Annotated in this window: 28 protein-coding genes; 8 read left to right on the top strand and 20 right to left on the bottom strand. The window is 59.9% G+C overall.

Going from position 1 to position 26674, the window contains the following annotated elements; all coding sequences use genetic code 11:
• Positions 1-27 precede the first annotated feature (27 nt).
• On the top strand, positions 28-921 hold the full coding sequence (locus tag M1L36_RS04260) for a QueT transporter family protein (RefSeq protein WP_250872470.1): 894 nt from the start codon (positions 28-30) through the stop codon (positions 919-921).
• Positions 922-957: 36 nt separating this feature from the next.
• Here M1L36_RS04260 and M1L36_RS04255 read toward each other — a convergent pair whose 3' ends face one another.
• Positions 958-2049, bottom strand: coding sequence for a ferritin-like domain-containing protein (locus M1L36_RS04255; protein ID WP_250872469.1), 1092 nt, complete (start codon positions 2047-2049; stop codon positions 958-960).
• 512 nt (positions 2050-2561) lie between these two features.
• Here M1L36_RS04255 and M1L36_RS04250 point away from each other — a divergent pair.
• Complete coding sequence (locus M1L36_RS04250; RefSeq protein ID WP_250872468.1) at positions 2562-3251, top strand: helix-turn-helix domain-containing protein; 690 nt, start codon at positions 2562-2564, stop codon at positions 3249-3251.
• Between the two features lie 25 nt (positions 3252-3276).
• Here M1L36_RS04250 and M1L36_RS04245 read toward each other — a convergent pair whose 3' ends face one another.
• On the bottom strand, positions 3277-3450 hold the full coding sequence (locus M1L36_RS04245) for a hypothetical protein (RefSeq protein ID WP_250872467.1): 174 nt from the start codon (positions 3448-3450) through the stop codon (positions 3277-3279).
• A 366-nt stretch (positions 3451-3816) separates the two neighbouring features.
• Between M1L36_RS04245 and M1L36_RS04240 the strand changes: the two genes are divergently transcribed.
• A complete protein-coding gene (locus M1L36_RS04240) occupies positions 3817-5058 on the top strand; it encodes a tyrosine-type recombinase/integrase (protein ID WP_250872466.1) in 1242 nt (413 codons plus the stop codon).
• A 35-nt stretch (positions 5059-5093) separates the two neighbouring features.
• Here the strand turns inward: M1L36_RS04240 and M1L36_RS04235 are convergent, their stop codons facing one another.
• From M1L36_RS04235 to M1L36_RS04215, 5 genes are all read right to left on the bottom strand, one after another.
• On the bottom strand, positions 5094-5297 hold the full coding sequence (locus M1L36_RS04235) for a hypothetical protein (protein WP_250872465.1): 204 nt from the start codon (positions 5295-5297) through the stop codon (positions 5094-5096).
• Between the two features lie 367 nt (positions 5298-5664).
• On the bottom strand, positions 5665-5958 hold the full coding sequence (locus M1L36_RS04230; protein WP_465262085.1) for a hypothetical protein: 294 nt from the start codon (positions 5956-5958) through the stop codon (positions 5665-5667).
• A complete protein-coding gene (locus M1L36_RS04225) occupies positions 5955-6377 on the bottom strand; it encodes a hypothetical protein (RefSeq protein WP_250872463.1) in 423 nt (140 codons plus the stop codon). The genes M1L36_RS04230 and M1L36_RS04225 overlap by 4 nt, the downstream gene beginning before the upstream one ends.
• Complete coding sequence (locus M1L36_RS04220) at positions 6374-6637, bottom strand: hypothetical protein (protein WP_250872462.1); 264 nt, start codon at positions 6635-6637, stop codon at positions 6374-6376. Before M1L36_RS04220 ends, M1L36_RS04225 begins: the two co-directional genes overlap by 4 nt.
• 365 nt (positions 6638-7002) lie before the next feature.
• Positions 7003-7194 carry a hypothetical protein gene (locus tag M1L36_RS04215; RefSeq protein WP_250872461.1) on the bottom strand — a complete coding sequence of 64 codons (192 nt, stop codon included), beginning with the start codon at positions 7192-7194 and terminating at the stop codon, positions 7003-7005.
• 114 nt (positions 7195-7308) lie between these two features.
• Between M1L36_RS04215 and M1L36_RS04210 the strand changes: the two genes are divergently transcribed.
• Positions 7309-7512 carry a hypothetical protein gene (locus M1L36_RS04210; RefSeq protein ID WP_250872460.1) on the top strand — a complete coding sequence of 68 codons (204 nt, stop codon included), beginning with the start codon at positions 7309-7311 and terminating at the stop codon, positions 7510-7512.
• 29 nt (positions 7513-7541) lie between these two features.
• On the opposite strand, the gene M1L36_RS04205 is transcribed toward M1L36_RS04210, so the two are convergent.
• Positions 7542-7784 carry a hypothetical protein gene (locus M1L36_RS04205; RefSeq protein ID WP_250872459.1) on the bottom strand — a complete coding sequence of 81 codons (243 nt, stop codon included), beginning with the start codon at positions 7782-7784 and terminating at the stop codon, positions 7542-7544.
• 299 nt (positions 7785-8083) lie between these two features.
• Between M1L36_RS04205 and M1L36_RS04200 the strand changes: the two genes are divergently transcribed.
• Entirely contained in the window at positions 8084-8857 is a 774-nt protein-coding gene (locus M1L36_RS04200; protein WP_250872458.1) for a hypothetical protein, read from the top strand.
• Between the two features lie 42 nt (positions 8858-8899).
• Here the strand turns inward: M1L36_RS04200 and M1L36_RS04195 are convergent, their stop codons facing one another.
• Complete coding sequence (locus M1L36_RS04195) at positions 8900-9901, bottom strand: Cdc6/Cdc18 family protein (protein ID WP_250872457.1); 1002 nt, start codon at positions 9899-9901, stop codon at positions 8900-8902.
• 263 nt (positions 9902-10164) lie between these two features.
• Here M1L36_RS04195 and M1L36_RS04190 point away from each other — a divergent pair, with 263 nt between their 5' ends.
• On the top strand, positions 10165-10611 hold the full coding sequence (locus M1L36_RS04190; RefSeq protein ID WP_250872456.1) for a hypothetical protein: 447 nt from the start codon (positions 10165-10167) through the stop codon (positions 10609-10611).
• A 115-nt stretch (positions 10612-10726) separates the two neighbouring features.
• Here the strand turns inward: M1L36_RS04190 and M1L36_RS04185 are convergent, their stop codons facing one another.
• The 4 genes from M1L36_RS04185 to M1L36_RS04170 form a co-directional block, all read right to left on the bottom strand.
• Positions 10727-11872, bottom strand: a complete 1146-nt coding sequence (locus tag M1L36_RS04185) for a hypothetical protein (RefSeq protein WP_250872455.1) — start codon at positions 11870-11872, stop codon at positions 10727-10729.
• Positions 11869-12981, bottom strand: a complete 1113-nt coding sequence (locus tag M1L36_RS04180; RefSeq protein ID WP_250872454.1) for a hypothetical protein — start codon at positions 12979-12981, stop codon at positions 11869-11871. The genes M1L36_RS04185 and M1L36_RS04180 overlap by 4 nt, the downstream gene beginning before the upstream one ends.
• Before the next feature lie 134 nt (positions 12982-13115).
• Complete coding sequence (locus tag M1L36_RS04175) at positions 13116-13712, bottom strand: hypothetical protein (protein WP_250872453.1); 597 nt, start codon at positions 13710-13712, stop codon at positions 13116-13118.
• A 252-nt stretch (positions 13713-13964) separates the two neighbouring features.
• A complete protein-coding gene (locus tag M1L36_RS04170; protein WP_250872452.1) occupies positions 13965-14258 on the bottom strand; it encodes a hypothetical protein in 294 nt (97 codons plus the stop codon).
• Positions 14259-14446: 188 nt separating this feature from the next.
• Here M1L36_RS04170 and M1L36_RS04165 point away from each other — a divergent pair, with 188 nt between their 5' ends.
• A complete protein-coding gene (locus M1L36_RS04165) occupies positions 14447-14659 on the top strand; it encodes a hypothetical protein (RefSeq protein WP_250872451.1) in 213 nt (70 codons plus the stop codon).
• A gap of 586 nt (positions 14660-15245) precedes the next feature.
• On the opposite strand, the gene M1L36_RS04160 is transcribed toward M1L36_RS04165, so the two are convergent.
• Positions 15246-15401: a hypothetical protein gene (locus M1L36_RS04160; RefSeq protein ID WP_250872450.1), complete on the bottom strand. Its 156-nt coding sequence runs from the start codon at positions 15399-15401 to the stop codon at positions 15246-15248.
• Positions 15402-15566: 165 nt separating this feature from the next.
• On the opposite strand from M1L36_RS04160, the gene M1L36_RS04155 reads away from it, so the two are divergent.
• Entirely contained in the window at positions 15567-15785 is a 219-nt protein-coding gene (locus tag M1L36_RS04155; RefSeq protein WP_250872449.1) for a hypothetical protein, read from the top strand.
• Between the two features lie 473 nt (positions 15786-16258).
• Here the strand turns inward: M1L36_RS04155 and M1L36_RS04150 are convergent, their stop codons facing one another.
• The 6 genes from M1L36_RS04150 to M1L36_RS04125 all read right to left on the bottom strand — a co-directional run bounded on the left by M1L36_RS04150 (position 16259) and on the right by M1L36_RS04125 (position 26413).
• Positions 16259-16546 (bottom strand): hypothetical protein, encoded by a 288-nt coding sequence (locus M1L36_RS04150; protein WP_250872448.1) that lies wholly within the window; start codon positions 16544-16546, stop codon positions 16259-16261.
• An 849-nt stretch (positions 16547-17395) separates the two neighbouring features.
• The gene (locus tag M1L36_RS04145; RefSeq protein WP_250872447.1) at positions 17396-20497 is read right to left on the bottom strand and encodes a fibronectin type III domain-containing protein; all 3102 of its coding nucleotides are present in this window, start codon (positions 20495-20497) and stop codon (positions 17396-17398) included.
• Entirely contained in the window at positions 20497-24327 is a 3831-nt protein-coding gene (locus tag M1L36_RS04140; RefSeq protein WP_250872446.1) for a glycine-rich protein, read from the bottom strand. The genes M1L36_RS04145 and M1L36_RS04140 overlap by 1 nt, the downstream gene beginning before the upstream one ends.
• A complete protein-coding gene (locus M1L36_RS04135; RefSeq protein ID WP_250872445.1) occupies positions 24327-24584 on the bottom strand; it encodes a hypothetical protein in 258 nt (85 codons plus the stop codon). The genes M1L36_RS04140 and M1L36_RS04135 overlap by 1 nt, the downstream gene beginning before the upstream one ends.
• A gap of 74 nt (positions 24585-24658) precedes the next feature.
• Complete coding sequence (locus M1L36_RS04130) at positions 24659-25783, bottom strand: hypothetical protein (protein WP_250872444.1); 1125 nt, start codon at positions 25781-25783, stop codon at positions 24659-24661.
• A gap of 18 nt (positions 25784-25801) precedes the next feature.
• Positions 25802-26413 carry a hypothetical protein gene (locus M1L36_RS04125; protein ID WP_250872443.1) on the bottom strand — a complete coding sequence of 204 codons (612 nt, stop codon included), beginning with the start codon at positions 26411-26413 and terminating at the stop codon, positions 25802-25804.
• Positions 26414-26674: the final 261 nt, after the last annotated feature.

The raw sequence follows: 26674 nt of genomic DNA, 5'->3' as shown, positions 1-26674 counted from the left end.
GACGGGAGCGACGCGGGAGGCGGAGCGATGAGAGAGGTCGTCGCGATGTGGCGGAACGCCCAGATGGTCGCCATCACCGTCGTCATCGCGGCGCTGTACATGACGGCGCTCATCCCGTCGAGCGGGCTGGTCATCGTCCCGGGGTTCACGACGGTCCGTCCAGCGACGGCCCTGCCCATCGTGTTCAGCCTCATCGTCGGCCCGGCGGCGGCGTGGGGAGCGGCGTTCGGTAACCTGCTGAGCGACGCGTTCAGCGGCCAACTCACCAGCGGCAGCGTGTTCGGGTTCGTCGGGAACTTCTTCCTGGGGTTCGCCGCGTACAAACTCTGGGGCAACCTCGGCCCGCTGTCGAGCGGCGAGGAACCCGACATGCGCTCGCCGCACCAACTCCTCGAGTACCTCGTCGCCGCCTTCGTCGCCGCCGCGGGCACTGCCGCCATCATCGCGTGGGGCCTCGACGTGCTCGGCCTGTTCGCGTTCTCGGTGTTCGCGACCGTCATCACGGTCAACGACTTCGTCGCCGCCGCATTCCTCGGCCCGCCCATCCTCTATCTCGTCTACCCGCGGGTCGCCCGCGCCGGCTTTCGCTACACCGACATCATGGACCGGGGCCACCTCCCGCGGCGTTCGCGGCGTCACCAGCGACTCGCCGCGTTCGGTATCGCTACCGTGACCGTGACGTGGCTCGTCGTCGGCGTCGCGTTCGATGTCGTCGTCGAGGGCGTCGCGTTCGGCGAGATTCCGACGGGCCCGAACGCCGCGACCGGCGGGTCGCTCGTTCAGGCCGTGCTGGGGACGGTCGCCTTCGTCGCACTGTGCGGGCTGGCGGCGATGGCCGGCGAGCACCTCTCCTCGCTGTGCGAGGAGCGCTCGCGGTGGGCCGAACGACACGACGCCGGCGGCGAGGGACTCGAACTCTGACCGCGGCCTCTGACCGACCGCGCCTGACCGGCCGCCTCACGCCTCCGGCAGCGCCTCGAGACTCCGAATCACCTTGTCGATTCCGTCGAGTTCGTCGTGACGCTCGCCCACCGCCGTCGACAGCGCGCGGAGTTCGTCCCGGGGGTCGCCCTCGGGGTCGAACCGGTAGAACCCGAACGGTGGCCCGGCGTGCTTGCCGGTCCCATCACCGAGTGGCTGTCGGGTCAGGTAGCGTGCGAGCGGTCGGAGCACCTGTGCCATCACGCCGTACAGTGACCAGACGAGGCCGTCACGGGTGGCCTGGTCGAGCGGCGAGTAGATGGCGTCCATGAGGACGAACAGGTAGCTGTAACTCGCGTCGAACAGGTCGGCGACGGGCCGGAGCGACGGCGGGAACGACGCCGGGTCCGGGTTCGTCACGACGGGCCGGGTCGCTCCGAGGTCGTACGTGCCGTCGACCAGCCGCTTGAACTTGTAGTAGTGGGTCATCTCCTCGTGGGCCGGGTCGGCGTACATGTGGTCCGGCCGGAACCCCTCGCCCTGGTCGATGATGATGTCGATAGCCTCGCAGGCGGAGTCGACGTCGACGACCGGGAACAGCCCACCGCTGTCTTCGGCGTCGTACTCGACGGGTGCGTAGTACCGCGGGTCGGCGAGCTGCCGGGTCGCACTCTCGGGGTCGAATCTCGCTGGTCCGCCCGGGCGTTCGATGGCCTCCTCGATGGCGAGGTAGAACTGCTCGATGGTCGCGTAGCCGTCGTCCTGGGGCAGCGCTTCGGCCGACTTCGGCTTCTCGATCTCGACGAACACCCGCTCGACGACGTCGGTCGTACACTCCTCGAGTTGGAGGACGATTTCGGGCTCGTGGTGAGGCAATGCCATCGGATACGACGGAACCACCGACTCGTCGTAGAACCGCGGGCGACCACCGACGGCGGTCAGGACGTTCGCCACCAGCGCAGCGTGGAGCATCTCCTCGACGGCGACGCTCCGGACGAGACCGTAGGGCACACCGTGGGCGTCCTCGATGGAGTACATCGAGTACAGGTACGTCGGAATCGTCGCGAGTTCGACCTGGATGGCCCACTGGAGGTGCTCGCGGAGGTCCTCGATACTGTCGATGGTCATGTGACACACAGCCGCCACGACGGCTTAGCTGTAGTCGCCGTCACGGCGTGCGGACCGTCCGCTCGGGAGGAGAGACGTCGAGAGAGAACTACAGCGGAGCGTTCAGCCGAACCTCGAAAGCCACAGTGGAGCAGTCTGTGTGATACGGTGGGTCGCGAGTGGAGGGGACGGTGTGGTACCAAACGACGAACCTGACATATGGGGCAGGGGAACTATTGTGTCGTGTGTCCTACCTGTTACTGCGAGGCAAAAGGCTGTCAGAGGCCGTCTCCGACTTGGGCACGGGAACCAACGTCGACCGGTGGCTTCCACCTGTTTTGCGTCATCGTTCGGGACGACGTCGCGGTGTTCACGACGACCAGCGCACGCTACCGATAGTCCTGTCGGCCTTTCTCTCCCGCCTACTCGCGGGTTCGGTCGTTCCACCTCGAACGATTTCGCTCTCGTAGAGACGTCGTATCCACGCCGTTCTCCCTAACCGTTATACCGGCTGCCTCAAATCTCACCTATTGATGTCGGGTGAAGTCAACTCCGGAGGTCCCGTAATCGTCGAGTACACGTTCCAGCAGCCGACGTTGATGACCGCAGTGCAGCAGTTCCCCGACGTACGCATCGAGTGGGAGGCGTCGAGCACCACCCCCAACAACGAACTCTTGATGTTGTTCTGGGTCACCGCCGACGACTTCGACGCCTTCGAAGCGGCGATGCACGACGATTCGACGGTCACCGCACCGAGTTGCCTCACCGAGTTCGCAGACCGCAGGCTGTACCAGGTCGAGCAGATCGAAGAGGGACGAGCGAAGTCGATCTACGACACCCTCGTCGCCGTCGGTGGTATCGTCGACGAGTGTGTCGGGACCCACCGTGGCTGGAGGATGGAGGTCGAGTTCCCGAGCAACGATGCCCTCCAGCACTTCCACGAGACGTGTCGCGAGTTGGACCTCGAGTTCGACCTCATCAGGAAGTACGAACCGGCACCGGACAACGAGGTCTCGAACCACTACGGCCTGACGCCGAAACAACGCGACGCCCTGGTCTACGCCGCGGAGATGGGCTACTTCGAAGTGCCACGCGCGGTCGACCTGGACACCATCAGCGAGAAGATGAACATCTCCCACCAGGCTGCGTCGGAGCGTATTCGCCGGGCGATGGACATCCTCATCGACCACACCGTTGCCCCTGCACGGACGGACGACGGCTGAGTGCTCGGTGACGTGCTCCTATCGCTCACACAGCGTCGACCGCGGAGACGAGGACCTCGAAGTCGTAGCGGTCGACGTCAAGCCGACACGACCATGCCCCCTCCACGTCGACGCCGTTGCTGCGAGCCGAGGCGACGAGTTCGTCAAGCTGGTCTTTGAACTGTTCTTCGCTCGTTACCGCAGAGCCTTGTCGTGACATACGATTACACCCTCAGCAGCAGGTATCCGACTGCTACCGCACGGCTGTTACGGGGTCGCTGTGGGTATCGTCACGGCCTGCTCACTCATGTATCGTGTTCGTCAATCGGGACTCTCGCGAGTCCGTCGGTGACACTCCTGATCTCCTCGGTCGTATCGGGCTTCTGCGAGGACGGACGCCAGTGGGTCGGAGGGCCACTCCTCGTCTCCCTCGAAGGCGGTCGGTTCGCCCGCACGACTATCTCGTCGTTCGGGAGAAATCCTTCGTCTCCGGGCGTGATTCGACGGGGTAAGAAGAGCCGGTGGGGGGCATAGAACCTCGGGTGCAAATCCTTGAACTTATAGTATATACGTGAGTGGCAAACCCATGGCTGCCCCAAGCGAGGCGATTGAGCGACTCCGAGAACGTGCTGAAACCAGCGCGGATCTCGTCGAGGCCGACCGCGACGTCCTGATTCGGTTCTCCGATGAGCTGTTCGTTCGGTCCGTAAATTACTCTGACCATCGACATGAGAAGTTGCTTCGACACTGTGTCCGCATCGCCGAGGAGACCGACGGACTGGCTGCCGTCCTCGAAGATGAGGCTGCGGCCAAGCGCGTCGTCACCTGGATCAACCGGACGTACGACAACGAGGAGACGAATCGCGACTATCGCGTCGCGCTGCGCGTGTTCGCCAAGCACGTCACCGACGGCGAGGACGTCCCCGAGTCCGTCGCGTGGGTGAGCGGCCAGACCTCGCGGAACTACGACCCGAAGCCCGACCCCAGAGAGATGCTCCACTGGGAGGAACACGTCCTCCCGATGATCGAGACCTGCCACAACAACCGCGACAAGGCGATGCTCGCCGTCGCGTGGGACGCCGGTACGCGCTCGGGGGAGTTCCGCGACTTGCAGGTCCGTGACGTCACCGACCACACGCATGGCCTGCAGATCACCGTCGACGGCAAGACCGGCCAGCGGTCGGTGACGCTCATCCCGAGCGTTCCGTTCCTCCAGCGTTGGCTCGCCGACCACCCCGGTGACGAGTCCTCGGACCTCTGGTCGAAACTCCACCAGGACGACGACCTCAGCTACAACGCCGTCAAGAAGGTCTTCGTCAGCGCCGCCGAGCGTGCGGGCGTGACCCGACCGGTGACGCTGACGAACTTCCGGAAGAGCAGTGCGAGCCACCTCGCCAGTCAGGGAATGAACCAGGCCCATATCGAGGACCATCACGGCTGGACGCGTGGCTCGACAGTCGCAGCTCGCTACGTGGCCGTCTTCTCCGGGGACTCCGACCGCGAGCTCGCGAAGGTCCACGGTCTCGACGTCGAGGAAGACGAGCCCGACCCCATCGCACCGGTCGCGTGTCCGCGCTGTGATCGGGACAACCCCCACGACGTCGACGCGTGCGTCTGGTGTGGCCAGGCGCTCGAAGCCGGCGCGGTCGAACGTATCCGTCGCGAAGAGCGGGAGGTCCGCCGGGACACCCTGAAACTCGCCAAGGAGAATCCCGAACTTCTGGAAGACGTCGACACCCGCCAGGAGATCATCGGAATGCTCGAGGACAACCCCGAACTCCTCCAGCACGCAAAACGCTTTGCCGACGCCCTCGAAGCCGAGGACTGAGGCAGCGCACGGCGTGGGGGCAGCCACTTCCATCGTCACGCGACTGCCTCACCTGCCTTGATGCGGCGGAGTTCCTCTTCGATCTGTTCGAACGCGACGTCATCACAGTACTCGTCGAGTAGCGTCCACGCGCAGGCGCGGGCAAACTCGTCACTTCCGTGACGGAGAACCCGCACCAGCTTCTCACGGTTCTCGCGGACGTATCGTTCTGGATTGGTGGTCGAGTCGTAGACGTTCATGACGTGAGAGTGGCAACAATCTCCCCGGTCTCCTCCGGGGTAGTTAGCGGGTGAGACTCCTCACGACCGAACAACCGAATGCCCTGACGACGGAGGTCGTCACCGGTCGGTCGGTGTCGGGTCGGCTCGTCACAGTGGGGACAACCGATGCGGATGACCTGGCCGACGAACTTGTAGGCAAGCGGGAGCGAGCGGAGGGCTCGACAGCCCATACACTCCAGTTGGAACGCGACGTCAACGAGGTCTCCCGACCGCCGGGTCGGAAATCGGATTTGGTGAGACGTGTCGGTGAGGTCGTGGCCGCAGTCGTCGCAGCGCCAGGTGCATCGCGAGTCCCGGCCGCAGGCACGGCAGTAGCGGACGCGGGTCACTGGTTGACCCCTGGTCGGTCGAACTGGTCGCGAACGATGCGGTGGACCGTCGCGTTCAGGTTCTCGTCGACGGCGAGTGCGCCGGTGACGGTGAGCCCCCGACGGACGAACACGACATCCGCACCGACGTGGTAGCGGACCTCGTCAGCACAGAGTTCGCGTTCGAGCGCGGTGACGCGACAGGCGCTTTGCCATCCGACCTGTGGTGAGCAGGACACGGCTGAGCGCTCCCACCATCGCACCTTGGCGTGGGGTGCGATACGAGGGGCGTTGACGGGGGAGGTGCTCACTGGACAACGCCCTCGCCCCAGCGGCGGTCGTCGCGTGCGCTCGCGAAGCGCTCCTCGACGTCACCGAACAGCTGCCACTCAGACTCGTGGCGTTCGAACAGCGCCTTGACGCCGAAGCGACCGTGGTTCGTCCGGGCGTACTCACCGTCGTCGTCTGGCGCGAGGAGTTCGAACCCGGAGTGCGGTGGACAGCGACGGATGAACACAGGCTGGTCATCGACGTCGAAGCTGGCGACGAGCCAGCCGTCGGTGTGGGTGATCGTCGAGAGGTGGTCGCTCGCGGTCGGGACTGCCCGCATCCCCATCGCCTCGCGGGCGACGCGTTCGATGCTTGGGTGTTCGGTCTCGTGAGCGAGTTGGGCGAGTCGGTCGGCGAGTGGGTCGTCACTGCTCGGGGGCAGGCGGACACCAGTACTCATCGGAGGTCCTCCACGTCGACGATGACGTTCGTCGCGATGCCCTCCAACAGCGGAATCTGGAGGTCAGTGACGTTGTCGTTCGCGCGGAGTTGTTCGACCGCATCGGCGCGTTCCTGTGAGAGGAAGACGACCGAGCCGTCGTCACAGTTGACGGTGACGTACTCGACGTCGTTGGTGGTCGCAGGGGCACGCCCACGCGTGGTCATCTGTGGTCGGAGGGTGTTCACAGCGCGGGCTGCTCGGCGCTCGATATCACGCATCGGCGGCCTCCGTCTGCTGGTGGTCTGAGTCGATACTGCTAACTGCTGTGTTGGTGTTTTGCGTCATGGCTCTCGGTTTCATCAAACTGCGAGAGAGCCCGCGACCGAGCGCCGGACGCACTTTGGCGAGTGAGGGTCCGGCGCTGCAGTCGCGAGGTGTTCTGCGGGCGATTCCTTGGTGAGCGCCGCGAGGGTCCAGTCGAAGTCAGGGGGTCGAAACGTCGGGTTTCGGTCGAATCCCAGTCTATTCGGGCCGTGAAACTATGCCCGCAAGGGCCAACCATCGAACCGAGCGTCGTGGACATCATGACTACGAACCACCACGGCGCTCCACTCCTGCCACGATAGCACGAGCGAGCACCTGCTCAATTCTCTGTGCTCACCTCCAGCTCCTGAACGAGTTCTTCCCACTCGTCAGAATCTTCGAGGTAGAGACGCGCTTCGACAGCCTCCCTAATCCACTCACTACGAGGTTTCGTGCTAGAGCGGCGCTGGTCGATAACCTCGACCATCTCGGGAGGCATCGTCACGCCGAGGTTCTGAGTCCCTACCATCATTGGTATCATACCAATAGCATCTACTTAATATTGCTGGTACCATACCAGCACTGGCAGCTTGTCAACCTCACAGCTTCCTAGACACTTATGATACCAGCATACCAGCATACCAACATGGCCAACACGAGCATCGTCATTCCCGACGAACTTCTCGATAAGTTCGAGGACAAGATGATTCAGATGAAGGCTCGTGGCGAACTGGACCGGGATATTACCCGCAGCGAGATGATTCGTCGCCTCATGCGAGATTGGGCCGAGGAACCAATCGACAGCGCTGATGAGGGAAACCCGAGTCCGGCGGTTCAAGCGGCTGACTGAATCGCCGATAGCCCTCCACCCAGCCATCTCTAATCCCACTGCTCCTCGATATCCACGTATCTCAGCACCGCCCGGAGCCAGCAGCGGGTCCGTTCGGACGAGCGCTCACAATCTCGTTCAGATAGTTCGGCCACGCCGTCCTCGACGCTGAATCGGAACACCTCGACTGCTGAGCGAATCTGGAGGTTTACCTCGAACGGACCGCGCCGGAGGTCGACAGAGACGCGATCTGGCGCGAATCGGTCGGTGACGCCGAGTTCGGTGAGTGGCACTTCGAACGTGGTACCCCCACGAAGTGGCGTGCCGGCGAATCGACCTCCTGCGATGTATCGACGCTGCGCCATCCCTGTTTCGTAACGCATACTCTGACAATCGAATCACCGTGTAATGGGGCTGGAGGGGTGGTGTCCGAGATGTCCGAGAGAGCTAATTGTTTGGAAATTGCCTCAGAACACAACGGAAGAACCGAAATATCTCGGACATAGTTGTTTCCGAGAGCTAATCTGGATGTGCTCACTGAATCTTTAGCAGGAAATACTATTAGACGTGAGATTACTATTAACATACTAAGATGAGTGACGAGAAAGAGTGCTTCTTTATTGCACCAATTGGCGATGAAGGAAGCGAAGTCCGTGAACGGTCAAATAAGGTTAAAGAGTTCATCGTAGAGGAGGCCGTTTCTGAATTCGGATACTCTGTTACAAGAGCCGACGAACTGGAAGAGCCAGGAAGTATCACTAATCAAATTATCGATAAAACTGTTGAGAGCGAACTGGTAGTTGCGGACCTGACAGACCACAATCCAAACGTCTTCTATGAACTCGCGGTGAGACACGCTACAGGAGAACCGTATATTTCTCTAATCACATCAGGTGAATCAATCCCATTTGATATTTCCGACTTTCGAGCTATCTATTATGGGTTGGATGTCGCAGATGCCGCTCGTGCAAGAGATGAGATCAAAGGCCATCTGTTGTCAATAAAGGAGGGGGATTCAATATCTGAAAACCCAATATCTCAATCGGCCGAATTGAAATCACTGCGGGAAAGTGGAGATCCGACAGACAAGGGGCTTGCAGAGATGCTTGAGTCTGTCGGAAGGCTAACCACGAAGGTAGACCGATTGGAGCAGAGCATAGAACACATAAAGGAAAATACAGGCATTGACGAACGTAATAGCACTGAAGCAAGGACCCCAGAGGATAGTGAGAATATCAAAATTTCTCGGGGGTTTGGAGATGAAGACTATGAGGGAATTCTAGAAAAGGTAAAACTCATCAAAAAGAGTAACGGCAGAGATTCAGAACATGACGGCAAACTGGTGAAAGCACAATATGACGGTTAGAGGCGTATTCAAAACGGATACATCTGTACAAGGAGCCAACGCTCACTCTTTCACCTGGTAGGTCCGCCAACGGTTTTCTCCCCCAGACTCGATAAATCCGTACTCTTCGAGCTTCTGCATGTACCGCCGTACCTGTCGATTGCTCATGGGCTCGTTCACCCGTGCTTCGTAGCGCTCATAGACGTCGGTCGCTGCGACCTCCGTCCCGGCGTTCACGACGATGTCGAACAACACTCGGTGGTGACCAGACAACCGATCCATCGCTCGCTCGCGCAACTCACCATCCACGTCACGCAGCGCTGCGTCGATGTCTTCGTCATGGATCGAGGCGTGGTCGTGCAGGTTCGCCTGTGAGAACGCCATCGCGAGCGTCCCGATGGCCGACCGCGCGTTTCCATCTGCCGCGCGAGCGACACGTTCGATCTGCTCAACGCTCACCGAGCCGGGGACGAACCCCTGGTTGACCCGTGCGTCAAGGATGTCCACCAGTTGCTCTGTGGAGTAGCGAGACAACTGCACCTCTTCGTAGGGCGTGAGTCGCGACTGGATGCGGTCGGGGAGATCGGCGAGAATGTCCTGGCGGTGGTTGCCCACCAGCGACAGCCCGATGCCCGGCATCTCATACAGCACCTGTAGGAGGATGTCGTCAGGGACTTGGTCGGCCTCGTCGATGATGACCAGGTGCGGATGGTCACGGTCGACGCGGTCCCGGATGAATCGCTCTAAGTCCCCAGCCGACCGCGACGTCGTCTCGACGGCGGGAGCGAGTGACCGACAGATCTGCTGGAGGACTTCTCGACGAGATTCCCATCCCATCACCCGAGTGAAAAACGGGTGGTCGACCTGCTCGCCAGCCCGCTCAGCGACGAACAGCGAGAGACACGTCTTGCCCGCTCCAGAGGGACCGGTGACGAGACTCGCCGGTGCGCGCTGGCCGTGGAGGACCGGCCGGACAGCGTGGGAGAGCTTCTCGAGCTCGTCGTGACGATGGGCGATCTCGGAGGGAACGAAGTCCTCTTCGAGGACGCGAGGGTCCGTAATCATGTCACAGCGGATGGCTGGTTCACTGATAGCTCTCAGGGGGTCGCTTCCGAAACCACCAGAAGCAGTCACACGATCCCGCGGAGAGACGCGCTTGACAGTGTGATTCGTAGCGAGAGCCGGTTTCCGATTCCGTTTCCGATTCTTCCGGGTTAGTTCCTAACCAATCAATTAGATTTCTAACCTGCATCCTTGGTTAGCACGAGAGTGATTAAGGAGAGGGTGTGCCCACAGAACTTATTACAGACAATTAAATTCAATATAGTATGCCAATCGACACCGGTTCCGAGGAATGGAGGAATGCTCGCCTGGAAGACTGGACCGAAGTGTTCCTTCTCCAGTTCTTCGACCAAAATCCAGACTGTGCGTTCACCGTCAAAGAAATCGCCGAGCGACTGGCAGAAGAGACCCCCGAGGTGTTCCCGCAGACCATCCGCGGCGACGAGAGCCTACAAATCTCGTACATCGCCGCTGGCTTAGATCGGATGGACTGGAAGAGCCAGGTTGAGATGAGGACAATCGAAAAGGAGGGCATGGTGGAGTCGTACTACTCAAAGAAAGAAGGTGCGAGCTACCCGATGGCCCAAATTGAGGACGAATTCCCCAGAAGGCTCGATAGTCTTGAAGAGAAATTGGAGGACGAAGGTGAGGGACTAGAAGATCGTGTCGACAGTCTCGAGTACCGTGTCTACGAACTTGAGAACGACTGGTAGCTAGGTCCACCACGGACAATTTTCCACGAATCCAGTCTCATGGTAGTGCCGACTATTAGCGTACAGATGAGTCGGTCTTCGTTTGCCTCCGGCTCTTGAAGGGTTTCGACATCCGTCAGTCGAAATCCCCGAAACCCAACTGATCTGAGTCGAACTCATCAACAGCCCGCTGGAATGCTAGTTCGCCCATCTCTTGGGGAGCTTTTGATTTGAAAAATTTCCTCTTCACCATCTTCTTGATGTCTCCTGCTTCGTCAGATTCCCATTGTATGCGGTATTCTCTCTCTTTCAGGTCATCAGGATTGTCCGTGACAATCCCATACTCAAGCGCAGTGTCAAGGAGGTTGCCTGTCTTCGTGTCGATTATATCGTCCAGCCCGTCCCGGTCCTCTCCAAAGTACACGTGCTCTCGATATTCCTCTTCGAACGCACCCTCAAAGAATTCCTTCGGTTCTTCTTTGCCCGTGTTGTCCAGATATATGCCTAGACAAACCTCACCAATTGGAATTATGGGATGAGTGTTCAAGCAATACTTGAGGTCGTAATTTACAGCACCCATTGTATCAATCCCCTCACGACCTATGTCTGCTAAGTCTGAGTGTTCAATGTGGCCTTCTCTGTGCCGAATTGTACGCTCAACTTCTTCATCAGACCCCTCATCTCCAACCTCTGGTGGGACGACAGATTCAATTAGCTCCCAAATTGCATAGAAGTTCGGCGTACCAGTTCTCATTACATCCATGTCAATGTCAAAGACGTCCTCTGCTCTCGTCAATGTCAAATGCTGAACTGTACGAATTCTTAGGTCAGAACATTCGATTTGCCGTTTGAGCTCTTCTCTGTGGTCATCCGGTTGGATGAGGGCTTCGGTTCTGGCCACCTCCTGTCGCCACTCTTCGTATCGCTCACCGCTGACTCTACATGAAACAAAGCAGAGGTGAACTCCAGTAGGCGCACTCATCGCCAGTAAGACATCCGCCCCACTGTCTCCAAACTCTGCTAAGGGGTTAGCGATTGTAGCTTCGAAACCAGAATTGCTACCGTGTGCAGACTGGTTTGGCGAGAATGCGTTTACAACGTCGCGAAAGAGCCTGTACTGCTGTTCGGATGTCGACTCCCAATTTGTCTTATAGCTGTTTATTGCAAACTCCTCGTCGATAGCTCGATATTTCTCAGCGAACAGTTTATCAAACTTTTTTCGCTGATTTTTCGCGATCTGGTCAAGGACGCCGTCCTTATCAAAGGGCTCCAGATCTCTCATACAATCTTAACAGGGGTACAGTCCGATTCAAAGTGATCGCTCACGAAATTGAAGAGTCGAATAGACTGGTCGATGTCTGTGAGTTCACGGGGGAAAATTCTAATCTGGTTCCCACGAGTCTTCATCGTCGTTCGTTCTCTTGTGGTATCATCAATCAACTCGGCATCAAAAATATCACTCTCTGGATTGACATAGTATTCAGAAAGGCTGAATTCCCAGAAGTCATCTTCAAGTTGCTCTGGGAGCGTCTCGATGTGACTGGCGTCGATTCCCTTTTCGACTTGTATTCCCCATGGTGTGCTAATAGAGAATCCTTCCTCACGGAATCGAGAGGTCTGGTTTGCAGTGAACCCTCCTGTGTTTGCACACTCTTTCATCGCATTGACTCTCTCAATTTGATTTTGGAAAGCATCCCACACTTGGTGGAATGTTCCGTGCTGGTGGACAAAGGTCCCATCTGATTTGACCCTGAATTTAAACATCCCGGGGAGTTTAAACGTCATTATCTGAGGGAGAATGCCGTAGTTGTACCGCATTTCTCGATAAGTTGCCAATCCATCAATTGCACGGTACTGAATTGAGCGATCAACGTTTGGCCGGCGCTGAGCACCAATCAGTGAATCTCTGGATCGTCGAGCGCTGAAATATGGGACTACCAGATTATCAAACCTACTCGACAGCGATTTCCGTATTCCATCCACTTCACGCTTCGAAAGCATGAGGCGTCCAACCCCGTGTTTAGTGTGGAGAAATCGCTGGATTGTCTGAGGAATCTGATCTGTCTTGTTTGCAGTCGTTAGGAAGATCGGGGCGTCCGAATCTGCCCAGACGTAGCTGTACATTGGGTCATCATCAACGGTTGTGAATATCCGGTATAAATCGCCAGACGAGTGGAGCATCTGGAACTCATCCGCAAGCAAGTCCATGAAATGTTGCTTGCTGTCTTCTACCCCATCGGTATGTCCGAGGTTGTTGATCGCACCGATGATATTAAACTCGCCTTTTATGGAACCACTAGTGTACTTCTGATTAATGTGATTTGCCAACTGTTGGTGGTTCTCAAAGTGCTTTTCACCAACTTCGAGGAAGTCAGATACATCGTCAACCATTTTCTACCCCCTCAATACGACACGGGGATGTTCGCTACGATGCGGACGAGGGACTATCATAGTGATTGTCCGACGCTACTTCCAATAATTCTTACGTCTACATTATACCAGTACAGAGTTGCGGCGCTATAATGCTACTCGCCATCCTCCTCCGAATCATCATCGGAGTCGTGGTCAATTAATGGGGCTTCAAACTCTTCGTTTTCGACGATTCTATAGCGGACTTCTGAAATAGTCTCGATATGATCGTACAAATCCTCCTGGTTGGTGTTAGATACTTCTTCCCCCTCGCCAATACGCTGAATGATGGACTTGTATCTTAAGACTTCAGAGTAGAACGAGACAACATCCGAGAGTTCAGCAGGATTACGCCAGGTCTTAAGTAGGCCAACGTTCCCCGCATTGTTTTCGTAGATGACTGTTGGGATCGTCCCCGTAGCCGGCATATCTTCTGGTTTCAAATCGCGCGATGCAGGTTCCGAAACCCGGTTCATCTGGTTAGCGCACTGCTTGAGGCCATCCATCTGACTGACTTCAGTAACAAGGGCTTCATGCAGCTTTGCTGCCTCCCAATATTGCCTTGCGGTATAGACGATGATAGCTGAAAATGCTGAAACGATAACTCCAGTGACTGTTGAGTCAGGTAACGTTGATGAACTAGGCTCAGGCGTTGGAGTCCACCACGTTGGTGTTCCCGCCTGGGCGCACAGATTGGCAAGTGTCTGCAGCAAGGGGTCTACAACGTGAGCGAATAGCATCAAGTCAATAGGTAGATGAAATCATTTCCCCAGACTTGTTAGTATCGTTTTTGGTGAATGAGATACACCGAAGACTCCAGCTCAACCCAGCCGATCATTAAGTAGTTCTCCGCCTTCAATGATTGAGAAACTCAGGGCAGTCGTGCTCTTCGATGCGTTCAGGAGTGCCTATTGCTTGACAGACAGGACGAATTCTAAACTCTGGCCATAGTCTTCACCCATCTATCAGAGCCACCCGCGCTCGTGAGCGACGTAGGCGTCCCACTCCGCGACGGTTCGTCCCTGGGCAGCGAGTTCCTCGACACGCTCAACCGAGCCATCCATCGCGACGACGGTGACCGTCTTCGTGTGCGCGTCAAAGTGGTGAGTCGAACCCTCGATGTCGATGCCGAGCGTCCGCGAGAGCGAGTTCTCGAACGCCTCGGCGGCGTCCTCGTAGATGACCGTGTGGCGGGTCGTGCGGAGGTTGCGCTGCTGTACTTCCGAAAGGCTTTCTGGGTTGGTGACTTTCGTTGCCATTGGTTCTTGCTCCAATGAGAACCACGAGGTTCGGTGCTCCAACACCGCCCTCACTTCCTGCGAGGCGTCCCGTGTTCCTCATCAGTAGTTACTACCTATAGTCACATAAGTGTTACTGGGTGCAGTAACTACTTGGTAGATGCGACTGAATACAGTCATGTATGAGCCACGGGAAAGCCAATTCAGGAATGGTCGATGACCAGTACCGAGGTATTCTCACTGAGCGCGAACGCGAAATCCTCTCAGGGGATGCGGACGTGTCGGATAACTACCGCTACCGAGTCGTGAGTCGAGTCCGAAACAAGATCGAAGCGCTGGAATCTGACCTCGAGCTTCTCGACGACGTCCACTCTGGGCTTGCGGATGAACTACGAGACGCAGTCTGCGAGACCGATGAGTAGTCTGGAGTAGCCCGCTGGATTCAAGCGGACACCCGCTGGTGAGCGCGAGCGCAACAACAAGTTCCAGACGACACTCGGACAGACAACCAGCGATCTCGAAACCGAACTGGACCGCCTCGAACCCGACGAGTGGCGGTCAAGCATCGGTAACCAGCACACCAAGTCGAGGGGCCTCCCACTTCACAACGCGAATCCCGACGACCCAGGCTTCGTCCTTCGGTGGAGCAAGGACGGCGAGCAGTTCGCTGTCGCGTGTGACCGCTACGACCGACTCCACGACAACGTCCGGACGGTCTATCTCTGGGTCCACGAGACTCGGATGCGTAGCCAACGGCCAGTCGTCACTGGTGACTCAAAGTTTGCGGCTGCCCGCCTCCCGAGTGGGAACGAGGACGTCGTCGTTGCTGGATCGGGTGGACAACGCGCTCCGCACGAAGTCCTCGGTGTCGCACCGGACGCGAACGACGGCGTAGTCCGTGCCGCTGCTCGCGGACTGAAAAAGCAACGACACCCCGATTCCGGTGGAACTACTGCTGAGTTCCAGCAAGTAGTCAAAGCCGAAAATGCGTTATTGAGATGACTTGAGCTACAGAATATCGTCGATAACGATATCTACGAGAATCAACATCCCCATGACGATGAGGGCATATCCAGCGGTCCCAAAGACTAGCAGTGCGAGTACTGTTGATACTGCGATTTTGCCGGTCGGTCCGAGTCCCATGAAAGTATCGAGAGCTTTCATATCCGCCCTCGCTGCTGCCCGATAATAAAAGCTTGTCAGACGAACCATAGGTTGGGATTCAGTGGGTATTGTTGGGATTCAGTGGGAAATATATGGAAATACTGATTGCCACACTGGTAGACTGACCAACACACTCATGTGCCAATAGGTCTCGGTCGTTGATAGATGAGCGAGGTTCACGACGACAGTGATCGCCCGCAGCAGTATCGGACTGAGTGTCCGGAGTGTGGTCGACCCGCGAGCGACCAACTTCGGATGCATTCGCACCTCCAAACACGCCACCTCCAACTCCTCGGGTGGGACGAGGGAGAGATCGAGGGCGTCTCCTCGAAGACGATGGTCCAGTGCAACCAGTGTGGCAACGTCAAGGAGTTCCCCGGATGATTGACGAGTCGACGAAGCTTGTCTGTCTGTTCAGTAGCGTCGCAACGTTGGCGGCGACAGTCGCAGTCGCGACTGGTGGCCACACACCAATCCGAACTGGTTTCGCGGCTATCGCTGTTGGTCTCTTCTCAATATGGGTGGTTTCCACAGCAATCCGAGTGGAACAGCGCCCATCCAAAGGCCGGTAGACCGCGGCGCTACCACGAAACGGCTTCGCCAACCGAATCCGCAATGGGCCCCAGGGAATCTGCAGGGATATCACCTTGAGCAACAAGTAAAATCGCTACCAGCAGTACGAACAGACCGAAAAATTTCACTGCACTTTTCACCGTCTCTTTGTCGGGTCCGTCATTCCCCATAGCGCCCTTCGTAACTGCATATTGAAAAGTCTCTCGCTGACGTATATTTTCATAATTATTAATGGCACTATCTGGACTCATTTGGTGCTGTTCAGTGTCGGAGATGCCCGTTGATTACGACCATTCTGGCTCAATACGGACGCCACGGTTGGCAAATCGACTTCGCGTCATTTGCACACCCTTCTTCGCGTTGAACCCTACGTTGTCCAGATGCTTCCAGGGATGTCGACGCCGCGATCGCTCCCAGTGTGCATACACGTCGACACCACCCTCGCCGCTGTAGAGCGTGAGGTGAAGTTGCCACGAAGCAAAGAACGACTCGCGGAGCGCCCACGATTCCTCCGAGATATCTCCATTCGCACGGCTCTTCAACGCCGCTACGATGTTCCGCTCGAAGCCCATCGCGACTAACTCTCGCTCCAGTGCTTCCTCGTCGAGGTCGACCGTTCCGACGTACTGGTCCTCCCCGGTGAACGCACACCCGTACCCACCGACCAGTTCGAGATACGGATGCAGCCGAGGCTACCAGGTACGACGGAGCGATTCTATCCAATCATCGTCTGCGTCGCGAAGCTCACGTCGCCACAGGATGATGCCAATAGCGGTGAGCAGCAGCGGAGCGATGTGAATGAGCGATGCGACTCGGGGGATAGTGATGGCGAACATAGGTAGACGTCCAGTGGAACAGCGTGTTCTATGCGCGAGACGACGGAGTCACTGCTCAGGAGACGCAGTGTTCACTCAGTCAACGGTGAGACAGCCCGCTATATCAATCGCAGGAACACTTTCCAGAAGAGGTGGGTTGGCAATTTGAGGGAGTCCCACCTCATTCAATACGAGAATTTACTCTGCCATATATATTGTGGTATGTACAATTGATTTATATATTTCTAGAGATTTTCAAACAAGAATGGTAGTATCTGCCCAATCAGTTTATTTCTACAGCTTCGCCTTGGTTGATTGCGAATCTCTAGAAATTCAGACGGAATAGCCTCGATATCCTGAACGAATGGTCAGTCTCCAGTCCCATCAGAGAATTTGTTCTGGGCTGTCATGAGTGTAACAGTGCGACCTTCAGGTTGGTTGGCCTTAACTCTCGAAGTGATTGGCGAGTGGAACCCCGGCGCAATCATAACAGTTATTCACACTTACTCAAAGAAAACGACTGAGGGCGAGGCTGGTAAGCACACTGCAGGGAGTCCTCGCCCTCATTCTGATTACAGACTCACCACGGTGAGTCCCCACCACCGCTCAGACCCGGCGAGAATTCGTCTGGATGCGGTCACGGAGCTGCTGAACCGCTTCGGAGACCGTTCGGCGTGTCCCGAGCGTCAGCGACGTCTGGCCTGGCACCAACCGAGCCTGGCGAAGATGCAAAGACTCGCCGATGGGCACACCCGGAATCGAGAGCTCGTCGATGACCGACCACCCCGTCGAAGACACGGGCAGCGTCACCTCAGCTTCGACCTGCGGCACAGACAAATCCTCAACGAGGCGTTCGGCCAATTGCTCACACATCCGGTCGTTGGTCGCACCGGGGACGTCCCGAACGATCTCTCGGCCCGTGACACCCTCGGCGGTGTAGCTGCCGCGCGGCTTATAGCTGTAGTCGGCCAATACTAGCTGACCGTCAGCGAGGGTTCCCTCCCCGTGAGCGGTCACGATTCCTTCGCGATACCCGACCGAGTAGTCCAGACCCTCCTCAAACACCTCGTCTGTGTCGGGGTCGTAGACGTTCACCGAGCCCTCCTGGACGAGACCGTGGTCGAGCGCGACCGCCTGACCGACGGCTGCCGTGATTGGCTCGCGGACGATGGCTTGGGCAGCACCATGCACCTCGGCGCTCGCGATGAGGTTCTCGCGACTCCGTTGGACGTCGTAGTTGCTCGGGTCAACGTCCACAGTAGAGGAGCGCTGGCCGATGCGGGTCCAGTGGACCGCCGGGCCGTCATCCCACCGGAACTCGAACGCCGACGAGGAGACGTCGGCGATGTCCCGGAGCGCGTCGAGTAACGAGCCATCGTAGGAACGTTCGACGACAAGCGGCGTCTCGTCGATATCGCCTCGCAGCTCGAAGCCCGCGAGGTGGTTGCCCTGGTAGTTCTCCGTCGGTGTCTGCCCGCCGTTCGTGCCGGTCGCCGTCAACGTTGTGCGGAGTCGCACCTGATTCGACAGCGAGCCGTTCGTCGCTGTGTGGGTCGGCGCTCCACCCGAGGACCACGACACGCCATCGTCAAACGAGAGTTCAAGCGTCTGGCCGGTATCGTCGCCGAGGTCGAGCGTCGCGGTCGCCTCGTCGATGGCCTTCGTGACGACGGCGTCCTCGAACTCCAGTTTCCAGTCGGTTGCGAACAGCGGCGGATCGGCCATGTAGTTGCCGTCCCGGGTGTTGTCGAGGCCGCTGGCGTTCCCGACGTACCGAGCATCGACGATGCCGAGAACGTCGGAGTACCACTCCTGGCCCGAGGAGTAGTCATCGACGAACACCTCAACGGTGTGCTCACCGGGCTGGAGGTCACCACCGGTCCACCCTGGCCCGGAGATGTCTGAAGCGTACCCCCAGTTCAGGTTCTTCCCAATGCCGTCGGCGAACGTGATGTTACCGACCTCCTGACCGTCGAGTCGCCACGAGACGTTCAGCGCGTCGGAGTCAGCTGACCCGGACCGAAACAGCACCCGGACGTGCTCTTCGGGGATGGTGTACTCTGTGGTGAACGTGTGGCGAATCCGTCCGTCGATGCTGTTGAGCCGAGCCGCCCCGTTCGCGCTCCAGTCCTGTGTCTCGTCGATGACCGCACTCGAGGAGTCCAGCGTGTCCGCGTTCTCGGTCTCGACGATGTACGAGACGGGGAGCTGTTCGAGCCGGTCGTTCTGGTACGCGAGCGGGTCGGTCTCGCCAATCGCGTCGACGAGCAGGTCGCGGATGCCGGCTTCGCCGTTGGCGTCCTGAAGAATCTCGTCCTCGCGAACGCCAAGCGCTGGATCGTCGACGACGACGTCGACGTCTGCCCCAACGGTGTCAGTCAGCAGCGACTCGGCGGCGACGTGTGCCTCCTCGACGTCGAACTCGGCGGTGACTCGTTCCAGGAGGTCGAGCCCGCCGCGCCCTTCCAGCACTACTGACTCGGGAGTGATCAACGTCGCCTCCAGGCGCTCGATGGGCTGGCGCTCACCGTCGTACCAGACGCGGAGTTCGGCATCGTCCCACTCGTCGGCGAGCCATTTTTCGTCGCGAGGGACGGGAATGCGGATACGGGGAAGGTCATTGACCGCCGGTTCCCGTTCGGGCTCGCCGACGACGCTCGGCCGGATGATACGGCCCGTCGACGGATGGACAACCTCGACGTGCCACCCCCGCCGGGGCGCTCGGCGCTGCCCCTGGGTTGTCGATGGTGTCGTCGTCTCGGCCCACGTGCTCGTCGATGACCGGTGTTCAGTTTGAGCTTGAACCCGGTACTGATACGTGGTAGAGGGACGGGAGCTGTTGTCTACGTAACTCGTCGTGCCTTGGCCGAGTGTCTCGACGTCTTCCACCAGTCCATAGCTGCCGGCGACCTGTTCGGCTCGCTGGATGACGTAGTGGTCTTCGTTGTCCACACGGTCCGACCAGGACAGCGAGACGCTCGCCTCTTCGGCTGCATCGATAGCGATATTTCCGACGGACGGCATCGCGGTGATGTCGTTGAGCGTCGTCCACGGCCCGGTGACGTGTTCAGTCTCGACCCGGGAGCGAACGTCGTATTTCTCACCGTCTACGAGCCTCCCGAGTGTCACGCTCGTCCCGTTGGTCACCGCGTTGAGCGGCTCAGACACCATCACCGAGGGGTTTGCAATTCGTGTGGTGAACCCGGTCGTCTTGTCGGCGTAGTACAGCCGAAAGAACTCATCACGGGCGTTCTGCGCGTCGTTCCGGAGGACGTAGCGCTGATAGCGGTCGGAGTCCGGCTCGGGGTCGACGACCCACTCCCCCTCTGCCCCCCACTTCGGACGCTGGGGCCACTTCGCGTAGAAGGTCATATACACCGTTGTATCGGCGGGGAGGTTCAGCGAGTCCGTCGTGAACTGACTGGTGAATATGTCGTTGTACGTGCCGCTGGTGGTTGTTATCTCGCCGACGGCGGCGAACCCGTCGGCCGCCCCCAACTCGGTCACGTCGTTGTTCCACCTCCCGCCGAACCGGTTTTCGGTGACGGGGATGAACGTCTGCTCGCCGCTGACGCGGTACTGCACCCGGACGTCGCCGTAGTCCAGCCCCGTCGGAACGTCCCAGCTGTGGCTCAGCTGGTCCTCGGTCGACGAGTCCAGCGTTCGGTCGGTGATATCTCGAAGCTCTGTGGTTGCTGTGATTGGCATTAGTCGCGTCCCTCCTGTCCGTCTGCCGAGTACGTTTCAGCGGTGAACGTGTACCGCTCGCCGTCCAACAGCGGCGGGGTGCTGAACCCTATCGGATACATCGGTGGCACCTGCCGACCGCCGTTCACCGTGAGGCTGTGTCCGTTGCCCGATTGGTCGGGGACCGAATCGCCGTCTCCTTCCCCCATCTCGTACGCCGCTATCAGTCCCGTGGGGTCGACACTGCCGCCGTTGCCTTGGTGAATCATTGTTATCTCGGATGACGAGAGTGCGCGGGAGAACACCCACAGCCGCCCGGTCCTCCCGTTCATGGTCCGCGTGTAGCTACCGTTCGACAGGATGTGAGGAGAGAGGACGCGGGTGGTGCCGCCGTAGCTGTCGTCCGTATCCACCACCTCCCCGTCGAGGTAGCCGGTGACGGAGGGGTTACCGCCGTCAACGTACACTTGCGCCCACCGAACAGGCGTCCCGTATTCGAGTGGGATGTTGAGTATCACTTGGTTGCTACCCCCCGCATCGGCGTTTCCGCCTAACCGGACCATGATTTCGTCCGACTCGGCTTGCGCCCATGACTCGGTGCCCCCCATGGAGAACATCCGGGGGTAGCCGTTGTCGTCGTTCGACGGACCGTCGACCGCGAACTCGTGAACAACGGTGAGCTCGGAGAGTCCCCCGGCGTCGAGGCTGTTGTTGGAGAGGCTGTCGTCGGTCCCGGATTCGTTCAACCGGTATGCTCCAGTGGGCGGAAGGTCCGACCCGACCTGTGTGTAGCCCGCCCCGGTGATACCGCCCGTCCCCGCCGAGTACAGCGAGAGGTCGTTGCCGTAGCCCGACCGGTCTTCGAGGCTGTCGAGCGGGTAGTAGTACCGCCGAGCCTCTTCGGCGGGCGGGGTCGTCCCGATGACCGAGTTGACGAGCGCCTCGCTCTCGGACATGGCACGGTCGTAGATGGCGACGTTACGGATGGTGCCGCGAACCGCCCCCAGATACGACCGCCCGACCGCCAACGGCTCGTCGCCCGTCCCCGGTTCGACGTCCGCTTGGGTGGGGTTGTTCGGGCTCGCCTCGCCGTCGACGTACACCGACCACTCACCATTGGGGGTGTTGTCCATCGACCGGACGAGGACGAAGCGACGGGTCGTCCCCGCCTCCATGACCGCCCACGGAAACTGTGTCGCGTCGTGGACCGGGCTCTCGCCGTCGCGGTTGCCGTGGTACGCCTGCAACCCTCCTGCTGTCCGGATGTTGACCGCGAAGTCGAGGTTGAAGTGCGTCCCCATGATGCCGGTCCGTTCGGGCCCGCTGCCGTCGTCCGGCCCGATGACGTCGGGGGTGACCGTCGCCATGAGCGTGATGTCCCCCGAGAGGTCGAAGCGGTTGGGGTCGTCGGTGAACGCCCCGCCGTCTTCGCCCGGGGCGGACAGCTCGGCGGGGGGCTGCTCGCGCGAGGCGTAGACCCGGTAGCCCGCCTTCTCGGCGGCGTTGTCGATGAACGAGAGGTCCACCACGTCCTGCTGCACGTCCTCGACGGCGAGGTCCGACGGCGACGGGAGATACGTCGTGGTAGTGTCGCTCACCACCCCGGAGTTGAAAAACAGCTTCGAGCCGTCGGCGTTGTACCGGCGGATGTACGCACTGACCCGAACCTCGTAGGTCGCTCCGTCGTCGAGCCCAGTAAATGTCGCCTCGTCGAGGTTGCCGCCAACCTCCTTGGCGAGTTGCTCGCCTCCGCGGTAAAGTAATCCTTGATTCGCACCGCCCGCGTTGAACGTCATGGTGTTCGTCCACTCCGCTTGGACGGTCCCGCGTCCGTCGAGGTATACCGACAGGTCGGCGGGTTTGCTCGGGGTGGTCAACTCGGGACGCTGGGTGGCAACAACGATGTTGTCGAAACAGCCCGAGTCGCCGGCGTAGGCCCGCCCGCGGAGGCGCAACACGCAGTCGGTGCCGAGGTCGGCATCGGGGACGCGACAGGCGAGTTGGACCCATCCCTGTCGGTTGTACTCCCATTGGTTCGACTTAAGCGTCGTCCACGTGCTTCCGCCGTCCGGCGACCACTGGACATGCGCCGACTGCCCGATGTTCTCGGAGTCCATAGAGCCAGTCGCCATACTCGCATACACCAATACGTCGCTGTGACCGGTGAGGTCCCCGAGGGTCCGGGACACGCGGTCGTCGCTCTGAAGCGCGAGGTAGTGCGACCCGTCGTCCGGGCCGGTGATGCCGCAATTCTCCGCCTGTATGAACGAGTCGTCCGTGTAGAGCCCGCTGTCGGGGTCGTTGAACCCGTCGGTCCCGTCGCTGGACTTTGCGGTCCACCCTGAGAGGTCGCCACTGTCGAACGAGTCGTCCATGATGGACCCGGCCCCCCACGGGTCGGGCTCGACGTAGACCCAATCACTCATGAGGTCCGCGTTGGTGGCGTCGTTCGTCCGGCGGACGCTCCGGAGTCGGAACTGATAGCGGGCGTCGCGCTGGAAATAGTCGGTGCCGACGCTGTGATACGGGTGGCCGACGACGCACCGAATCGTCTTTCGCTCGCCCTTGGCCGCGCCGCTGTTCACCCAGTCCTCGTCGAGACCGTCGCCCCACGCCCCGGTATCGTGGCCGAAGTTACCAACGCCGGTCCACGACTCCCAGCCACTCCCGGTGTCACGGCGGGCCTGTAGTTTCACGTAGTCCGGTACGTCCGTCCGGCGCTCCCATGACACCTCAATGGTGTCGCCGTCGGGGCGGGTTATCTGCGGGTCGTGGGGGGCAACCGACGATGTCTTGACCGACCCGCCACCGTTGAGCGCCCACCCGCTGCTCTGTTCATCGCCCGAGCCGTCGGTGTTGTACGCCTTGACGCGGAACCGAAACGAGGAGTCCACACCGACGACCTGCTCGTACGGCTGGTCGGAGCCCGGACCGTACGACTCCGTGTAGGTCGCCGAGCCGTCGTCGGTCACGTCGGCGACCCCTGCCGGCGAGGCACTCATCCACGCCCCACCGTCCCTTCTAATCTCGACGTGGTACCCCTCAACGGGACCCGCCGAGCGGTCGGCGTCGAACGAGAGGTCCAACTGGTCGTCGGCAACGTACGTGAGGTCGACGTTATCGGGGACCGCTGGTGCCTCGGTGTAGGAGATAGTGACCTCCCCGGCACCGCCCGGGGCCGTCCCGCGTTCGTTTGCCGAGACGGTCGTGAGTGCATCGTCATAGTTGGACCCACCACCGCCGGTCGAGGGGTCTTGGAAGTACGACCCACCACCGCCGCCGCCGTAGTATCCACCACCGCCACCACCGCCACCGTGGTTGTCGTATCCTGACGAGTTAGACCCGCCGTCACCACCGTCTCCCAACGAGCCGTCTTCTCCGTTGCCACCGGTGTCGATTCCGCCCTCACCACCGGCACTCTGGGTTCCACCGGTGCCTGGCTCTGGGCCACCCTGTCCCGTCTGCCCGGTGTCCGCCCCACCGTCGCCGCCGTTCCGGGAGTAGTACGTCCTACCGCCACCGCCGCCCGCGACGACCACACGGTCGGCGAGCGCTGTTCCGCCCTGTCGGATGTCGCTCGCCCCACCACCGCCCGCACCGTCCGGGGAGCCGTGACCTTCCCCGCCGTTTCCGCCGCCGTTGTACCCACCGCTCTTCGTCGCCCCCTGTCCACCGACGCGGATGGTGAGCGTCTCGCCGGGGGTGACCGGGAGTGTCCCTGCGACATGCCCTCCGAGGCCACCGCTGGACTTGCCGCCCTGAGCGCCGTACAGGTCAACCTCGACGCTTTCGACGCCCGATGGGACCTGCCACGTGTACTCTCCTAAGGAGCTCCAAGTCTGCTCGACCATTAGGACTCACCTCGTCGGGTGAAGATTGCTCGAAGCTCCGCCTCTGTCGGTGGGCTCGGTCGAACAGACGGGTCGGCCTTGGCCGGTAGTGAGTCAAGGTCGGCGACGATCTTCGGACCACCCTCAACAGTCGAGGTGTCGACGCCGAACGTTGTCTTGAGGAACTCCTGAAACGCCTCGGTGAGCGCCGGTGGCGTATCGGTGTGGTCGAACGAATAGCGGAACTCATGCTCGCTCTCGCCGACGCGTTCGATCACCGCTTGGACGACGACGCGTTCAGTTGCCGGGTCGGTGCTATCGGTTGGGTCGGGAATTGTCCGAGAATTGGACGTCATGTGGCCACCTCATCTCTCGCGACCAGTACGTCGGTTGCACCGGCGTCCATCGCGATAGCCGACGCTGTCGGCACAAGGTAGTCTTTCAGCGAGGTCGGAGTCGGTTTGGTGGCGTTCTCAGGGCGGGTCCAGCGGACAGCGTCTGCGCCTCTGGCGACCGTCGCGTTGAGCGTGTAGAACGAGCCAGCGTCGTCGACGAACTCACAGCGAGCCTCGACGCGGTCAGTACCACAGCGACGAAGATCAGCATCGAACAACGTCCAGCCGTCTGGATTCGGGCCGAGCGCGGCGTCCGACCACGCCGCGCCATCCCAGTGTGCCTCTGACAGGCCAGCACTAGTCTCGTCGAGTTGTAATCTGATTAATCCGTTGTCCACGACAAGACTGCCCTCGAACTCGTGTCCGGTGTCGAACACTCGCGCCCACTGGAGCACGTCCTCATCGGAGAGTTTCGCGACGCCACGGTCGTCCCACGCCGTTGGATCGGTCTTGCCCTCCTCCGCGTAGTCGAGCTCGAAGATGAGCGTCGGGTCCTCGAACGACGACGCCGTCGCGTCGACGACGTCGACGTCGCCGAACTCTCCCGAGCGTGTTTCGAGGATGGTTGCCGGTTCGACCTTGCCCGCCGACTCGTCGAGCCACCGGACCTTCGTGGCGGCCGCCGGGACGCCGACCTCGGCGGTCAAATCGTTGCCCAAGGGATTCACCACCTCGCCGGGATTCGTCTGGGTTGCTCGCCAGTGAGTCTGTGAGGTGCCCTTCTTCGTGATACGGCCGTCGAACGCGACGGCCTCCCCGAAGCGCGGGTCGACGTTGCCGACGCCGAACTCCTCCAGGGCGTAGTACCCCCGGAGACCGTCGGCTGTGTCGGTGTAGATCGGGACGGTCTCGACATCGCCCGCCGAGGAGAGCTCGGCGAGTTCACGGCCCATCTTCTTGGCGAGTGCGCCACGGTACTGACCACGGAGTGTCCGTTCACCGGGTTGTGAACCAACCGATTCGACGGCCGGGGTCGACCCGGAGAGGGCGTTACTGGCGGCGACGGCACGCCGCTGGCGCTGCTCGCCGGCTTGCTGTGCGCTGTTCGGGATGACAAGGGTGTAGACGTACGTGTTGGACATCGTCTGTGTGAAAACCGGTCAGTGCTGTTGCTGTTCGTGGGCGTCGTAGAACTCTCCGAGCGTCATCGCTTCCAAGAACGTTATGGAGCCATCGTAGATCGAGGGCTCTTCGACGTCATAGGTAAACGATGGGTCTTCGATGACGACCTCCAGCGGGCCGTACCGACCTGCATCGGAGTACTCCCCCACGTGGAGGGTGGCCGGCGATTTGCTGTCGACAGTGCAGATCTGGAGATACCGGTCCAACACCTGCATCTGGGTGGTCGGATGCGCGCCGGTCGCTGACGCGGCGGTCTGGACAGCCGGGTCGGGTGAGCTTCCCCATTGGCCATCCGACCCCTCGAAGCCGCGAAACGAGATTTCGGCGTAGTGCTGGCCGGCTCCGAGGTCGAGATACCAGCCCTGGCGCTTCCCATCCCCAGAGAGTTGCTCGCCCTGCTTTTCTTCCCACCAGTCGACGACGATACTGTTAATCGAACCGGTGAGGCCGCCACCGGACTCGACGAGGAAACCCGTTCTTGTTCCTTGCTCGATGCGCAACCCGACGTTGCCCTCGAACACGCCATACTCGTCGACACCGTCGTTGTCGACGTCTCCGCTAGGCATCTCTAATCGGAATCCTTCTAACATGATTTGATAACAGGAGCCTCGCCCAACGGGGTCATCAGCGAGAGAATTAGTCAGGAACCTCGGTTGCCGGTATTGTTAGACCCGTGCCGCGTGTGTATCGCGTGAGTTGGCGGGGATTGCCTCTGGGCGTGTGATACTCTCTATGTCAAAATAAAGGTATAAGTGAGGCTGAGTGCGTAGGAAACAGCGACGACCAAACCCCGCCTTGAAGGATGTCAGAGGCCTTTGGCTGAGGCGTCGGTCGTCAGGAACAGGTCGTTC

Source organism: Halomarina rubra (assembly GCF_023699475.1).
GTDB lineage: Archaea > Halobacteriota > Halobacteria > Halobacteriales > Haloarculaceae > Halomarina > Halomarina rubra.
The sequence above is the reverse complement of the archived record's forward strand: the minus strand, read 5'-3'. Positions and strand labels throughout refer to the sequence as shown.

What these genes read in the sequence shown, in the direction of transcription:
- M1L36_RS04260 (WP_250872470.1), top strand. Translation starts at nt 28, where the DNA reads ATGAGAGAGGTCGTCGCGATGTGGCGGAACGCCCAGATGGTCGCCATC.
- M1L36_RS04255 (WP_250872469.1), bottom strand. Translation starts at nt 2,049, where the DNA reads ATGACCATCGACAGTATCGAGGACCTCCGCGAGCACCTCCAGTGGGCC.
- M1L36_RS04250 (WP_250872468.1), top strand. Translation starts at nt 2,562, where the DNA reads ATGTCGGGTGAAGTCAACTCCGGAGGTCCCGTAATCGTCGAGTACACG.
- M1L36_RS04245 (WP_250872467.1), bottom strand. Translation starts at nt 3,450, where the DNA reads ATGTCACGACAAGGCTCTGCGGTAACGAGCGAAGAACAGTTCAAAGAC.
- M1L36_RS04240 (WP_250872466.1), top strand. Translation starts at nt 3,817, where the DNA reads ATGGCTGCCCCAAGCGAGGCGATTGAGCGACTCCGAGAACGTGCTGAA.
- M1L36_RS04235 (WP_250872465.1), bottom strand. Translation starts at nt 5,297, where the DNA reads ATGAACGTCTACGACTCGACCACCAATCCAGAACGATACGTCCGCGAG.
- M1L36_RS04225 (WP_250872463.1), bottom strand. Translation starts at nt 6,377, where the DNA reads ATGAGTACTGGTGTCCGCCTGCCCCCGAGCAGTGACGACCCACTCGCC.
- M1L36_RS04220 (WP_250872462.1), bottom strand. Translation starts at nt 6,637, where the DNA reads ATGCGTGATATCGAGCGCCGAGCAGCCCGCGCTGTGAACACCCTCCGA.
- M1L36_RS04215 (WP_250872461.1), bottom strand. Translation starts at nt 7,194, where the DNA reads ATGATGGTAGGGACTCAGAACCTCGGCGTGACGATGCCTCCCGAGATG.
- M1L36_RS04210 (WP_250872460.1), top strand. Translation starts at nt 7,309, where the DNA reads ATGGCCAACACGAGCATCGTCATTCCCGACGAACTTCTCGATAAGTTC.
- M1L36_RS04200 (WP_250872458.1), top strand. Translation starts at nt 8,084, where the DNA reads ATGAGTGACGAGAAAGAGTGCTTCTTTATTGCACCAATTGGCGATGAA.
- M1L36_RS04195 (WP_250872457.1), bottom strand. Translation starts at nt 9,901, where the DNA reads ATGATTACGGACCCTCGCGTCCTCGAAGAGGACTTCGTTCCCTCCGAG.
- M1L36_RS04190 (WP_250872456.1), top strand. Translation starts at nt 10,165, where the DNA reads ATGCCAATCGACACCGGTTCCGAGGAATGGAGGAATGCTCGCCTGGAA.
- M1L36_RS04185 (WP_250872455.1), bottom strand. Translation starts at nt 11,872, where the DNA reads ATGAGAGATCTGGAGCCCTTTGATAAGGACGGCGTCCTTGACCAGATC.
- M1L36_RS04180 (WP_250872454.1), bottom strand. Translation starts at nt 12,981, where the DNA reads ATGGTTGACGATGTATCTGACTTCCTCGAAGTTGGTGAAAAGCACTTT.
- M1L36_RS04170 (WP_250872452.1), bottom strand. Translation starts at nt 14,258, where the DNA reads ATGGCAACGAAAGTCACCAACCCAGAAAGCCTTTCGGAAGTACAGCAG.
- M1L36_RS04165 (WP_250872451.1), top strand. Translation starts at nt 14,447, where the DNA reads ATGGTCGATGACCAGTACCGAGGTATTCTCACTGAGCGCGAACGCGAA.
- M1L36_RS04160 (WP_250872450.1), bottom strand. Translation starts at nt 15,401, where the DNA reads ATGAAAGCTCTCGATACTTTCATGGGACTCGGACCGACCGGCAAAATC.
- M1L36_RS04155 (WP_250872449.1), top strand. Translation starts at nt 15,567, where the DNA reads ATGAGCGAGGTTCACGACGACAGTGATCGCCCGCAGCAGTATCGGACT.
- M1L36_RS04150 (WP_250872448.1), bottom strand. Translation starts at nt 16,546, where the DNA reads ATGGGCTTCGAGCGGAACATCGTAGCGGCGTTGAAGAGCCGTGCGAAT.
- M1L36_RS04145 (WP_250872447.1), bottom strand. Translation starts at nt 20,497, where the DNA reads ATGCCAATCACAGCAACCACAGAGCTTCGAGATATCACCGACCGAACG.
- M1L36_RS04140 (WP_250872446.1), bottom strand. Translation starts at nt 24,327, where the DNA reads ATGGTCGAGCAGACTTGGAGCTCCTTAGGAGAGTACACGTGGCAGGTC.
- M1L36_RS04130 (WP_250872444.1), bottom strand. Translation starts at nt 25,783, where the DNA reads ATGTCCAACACGTACGTCTACACCCTTGTCATCCCGAACAGCGCACAG.
- M1L36_RS04125 (WP_250872443.1), bottom strand. Translation starts at nt 26,413, where the DNA reads ATGTTAGAAGGATTCCGATTAGAGATGCCTAGCGGAGACGTCGACAAC.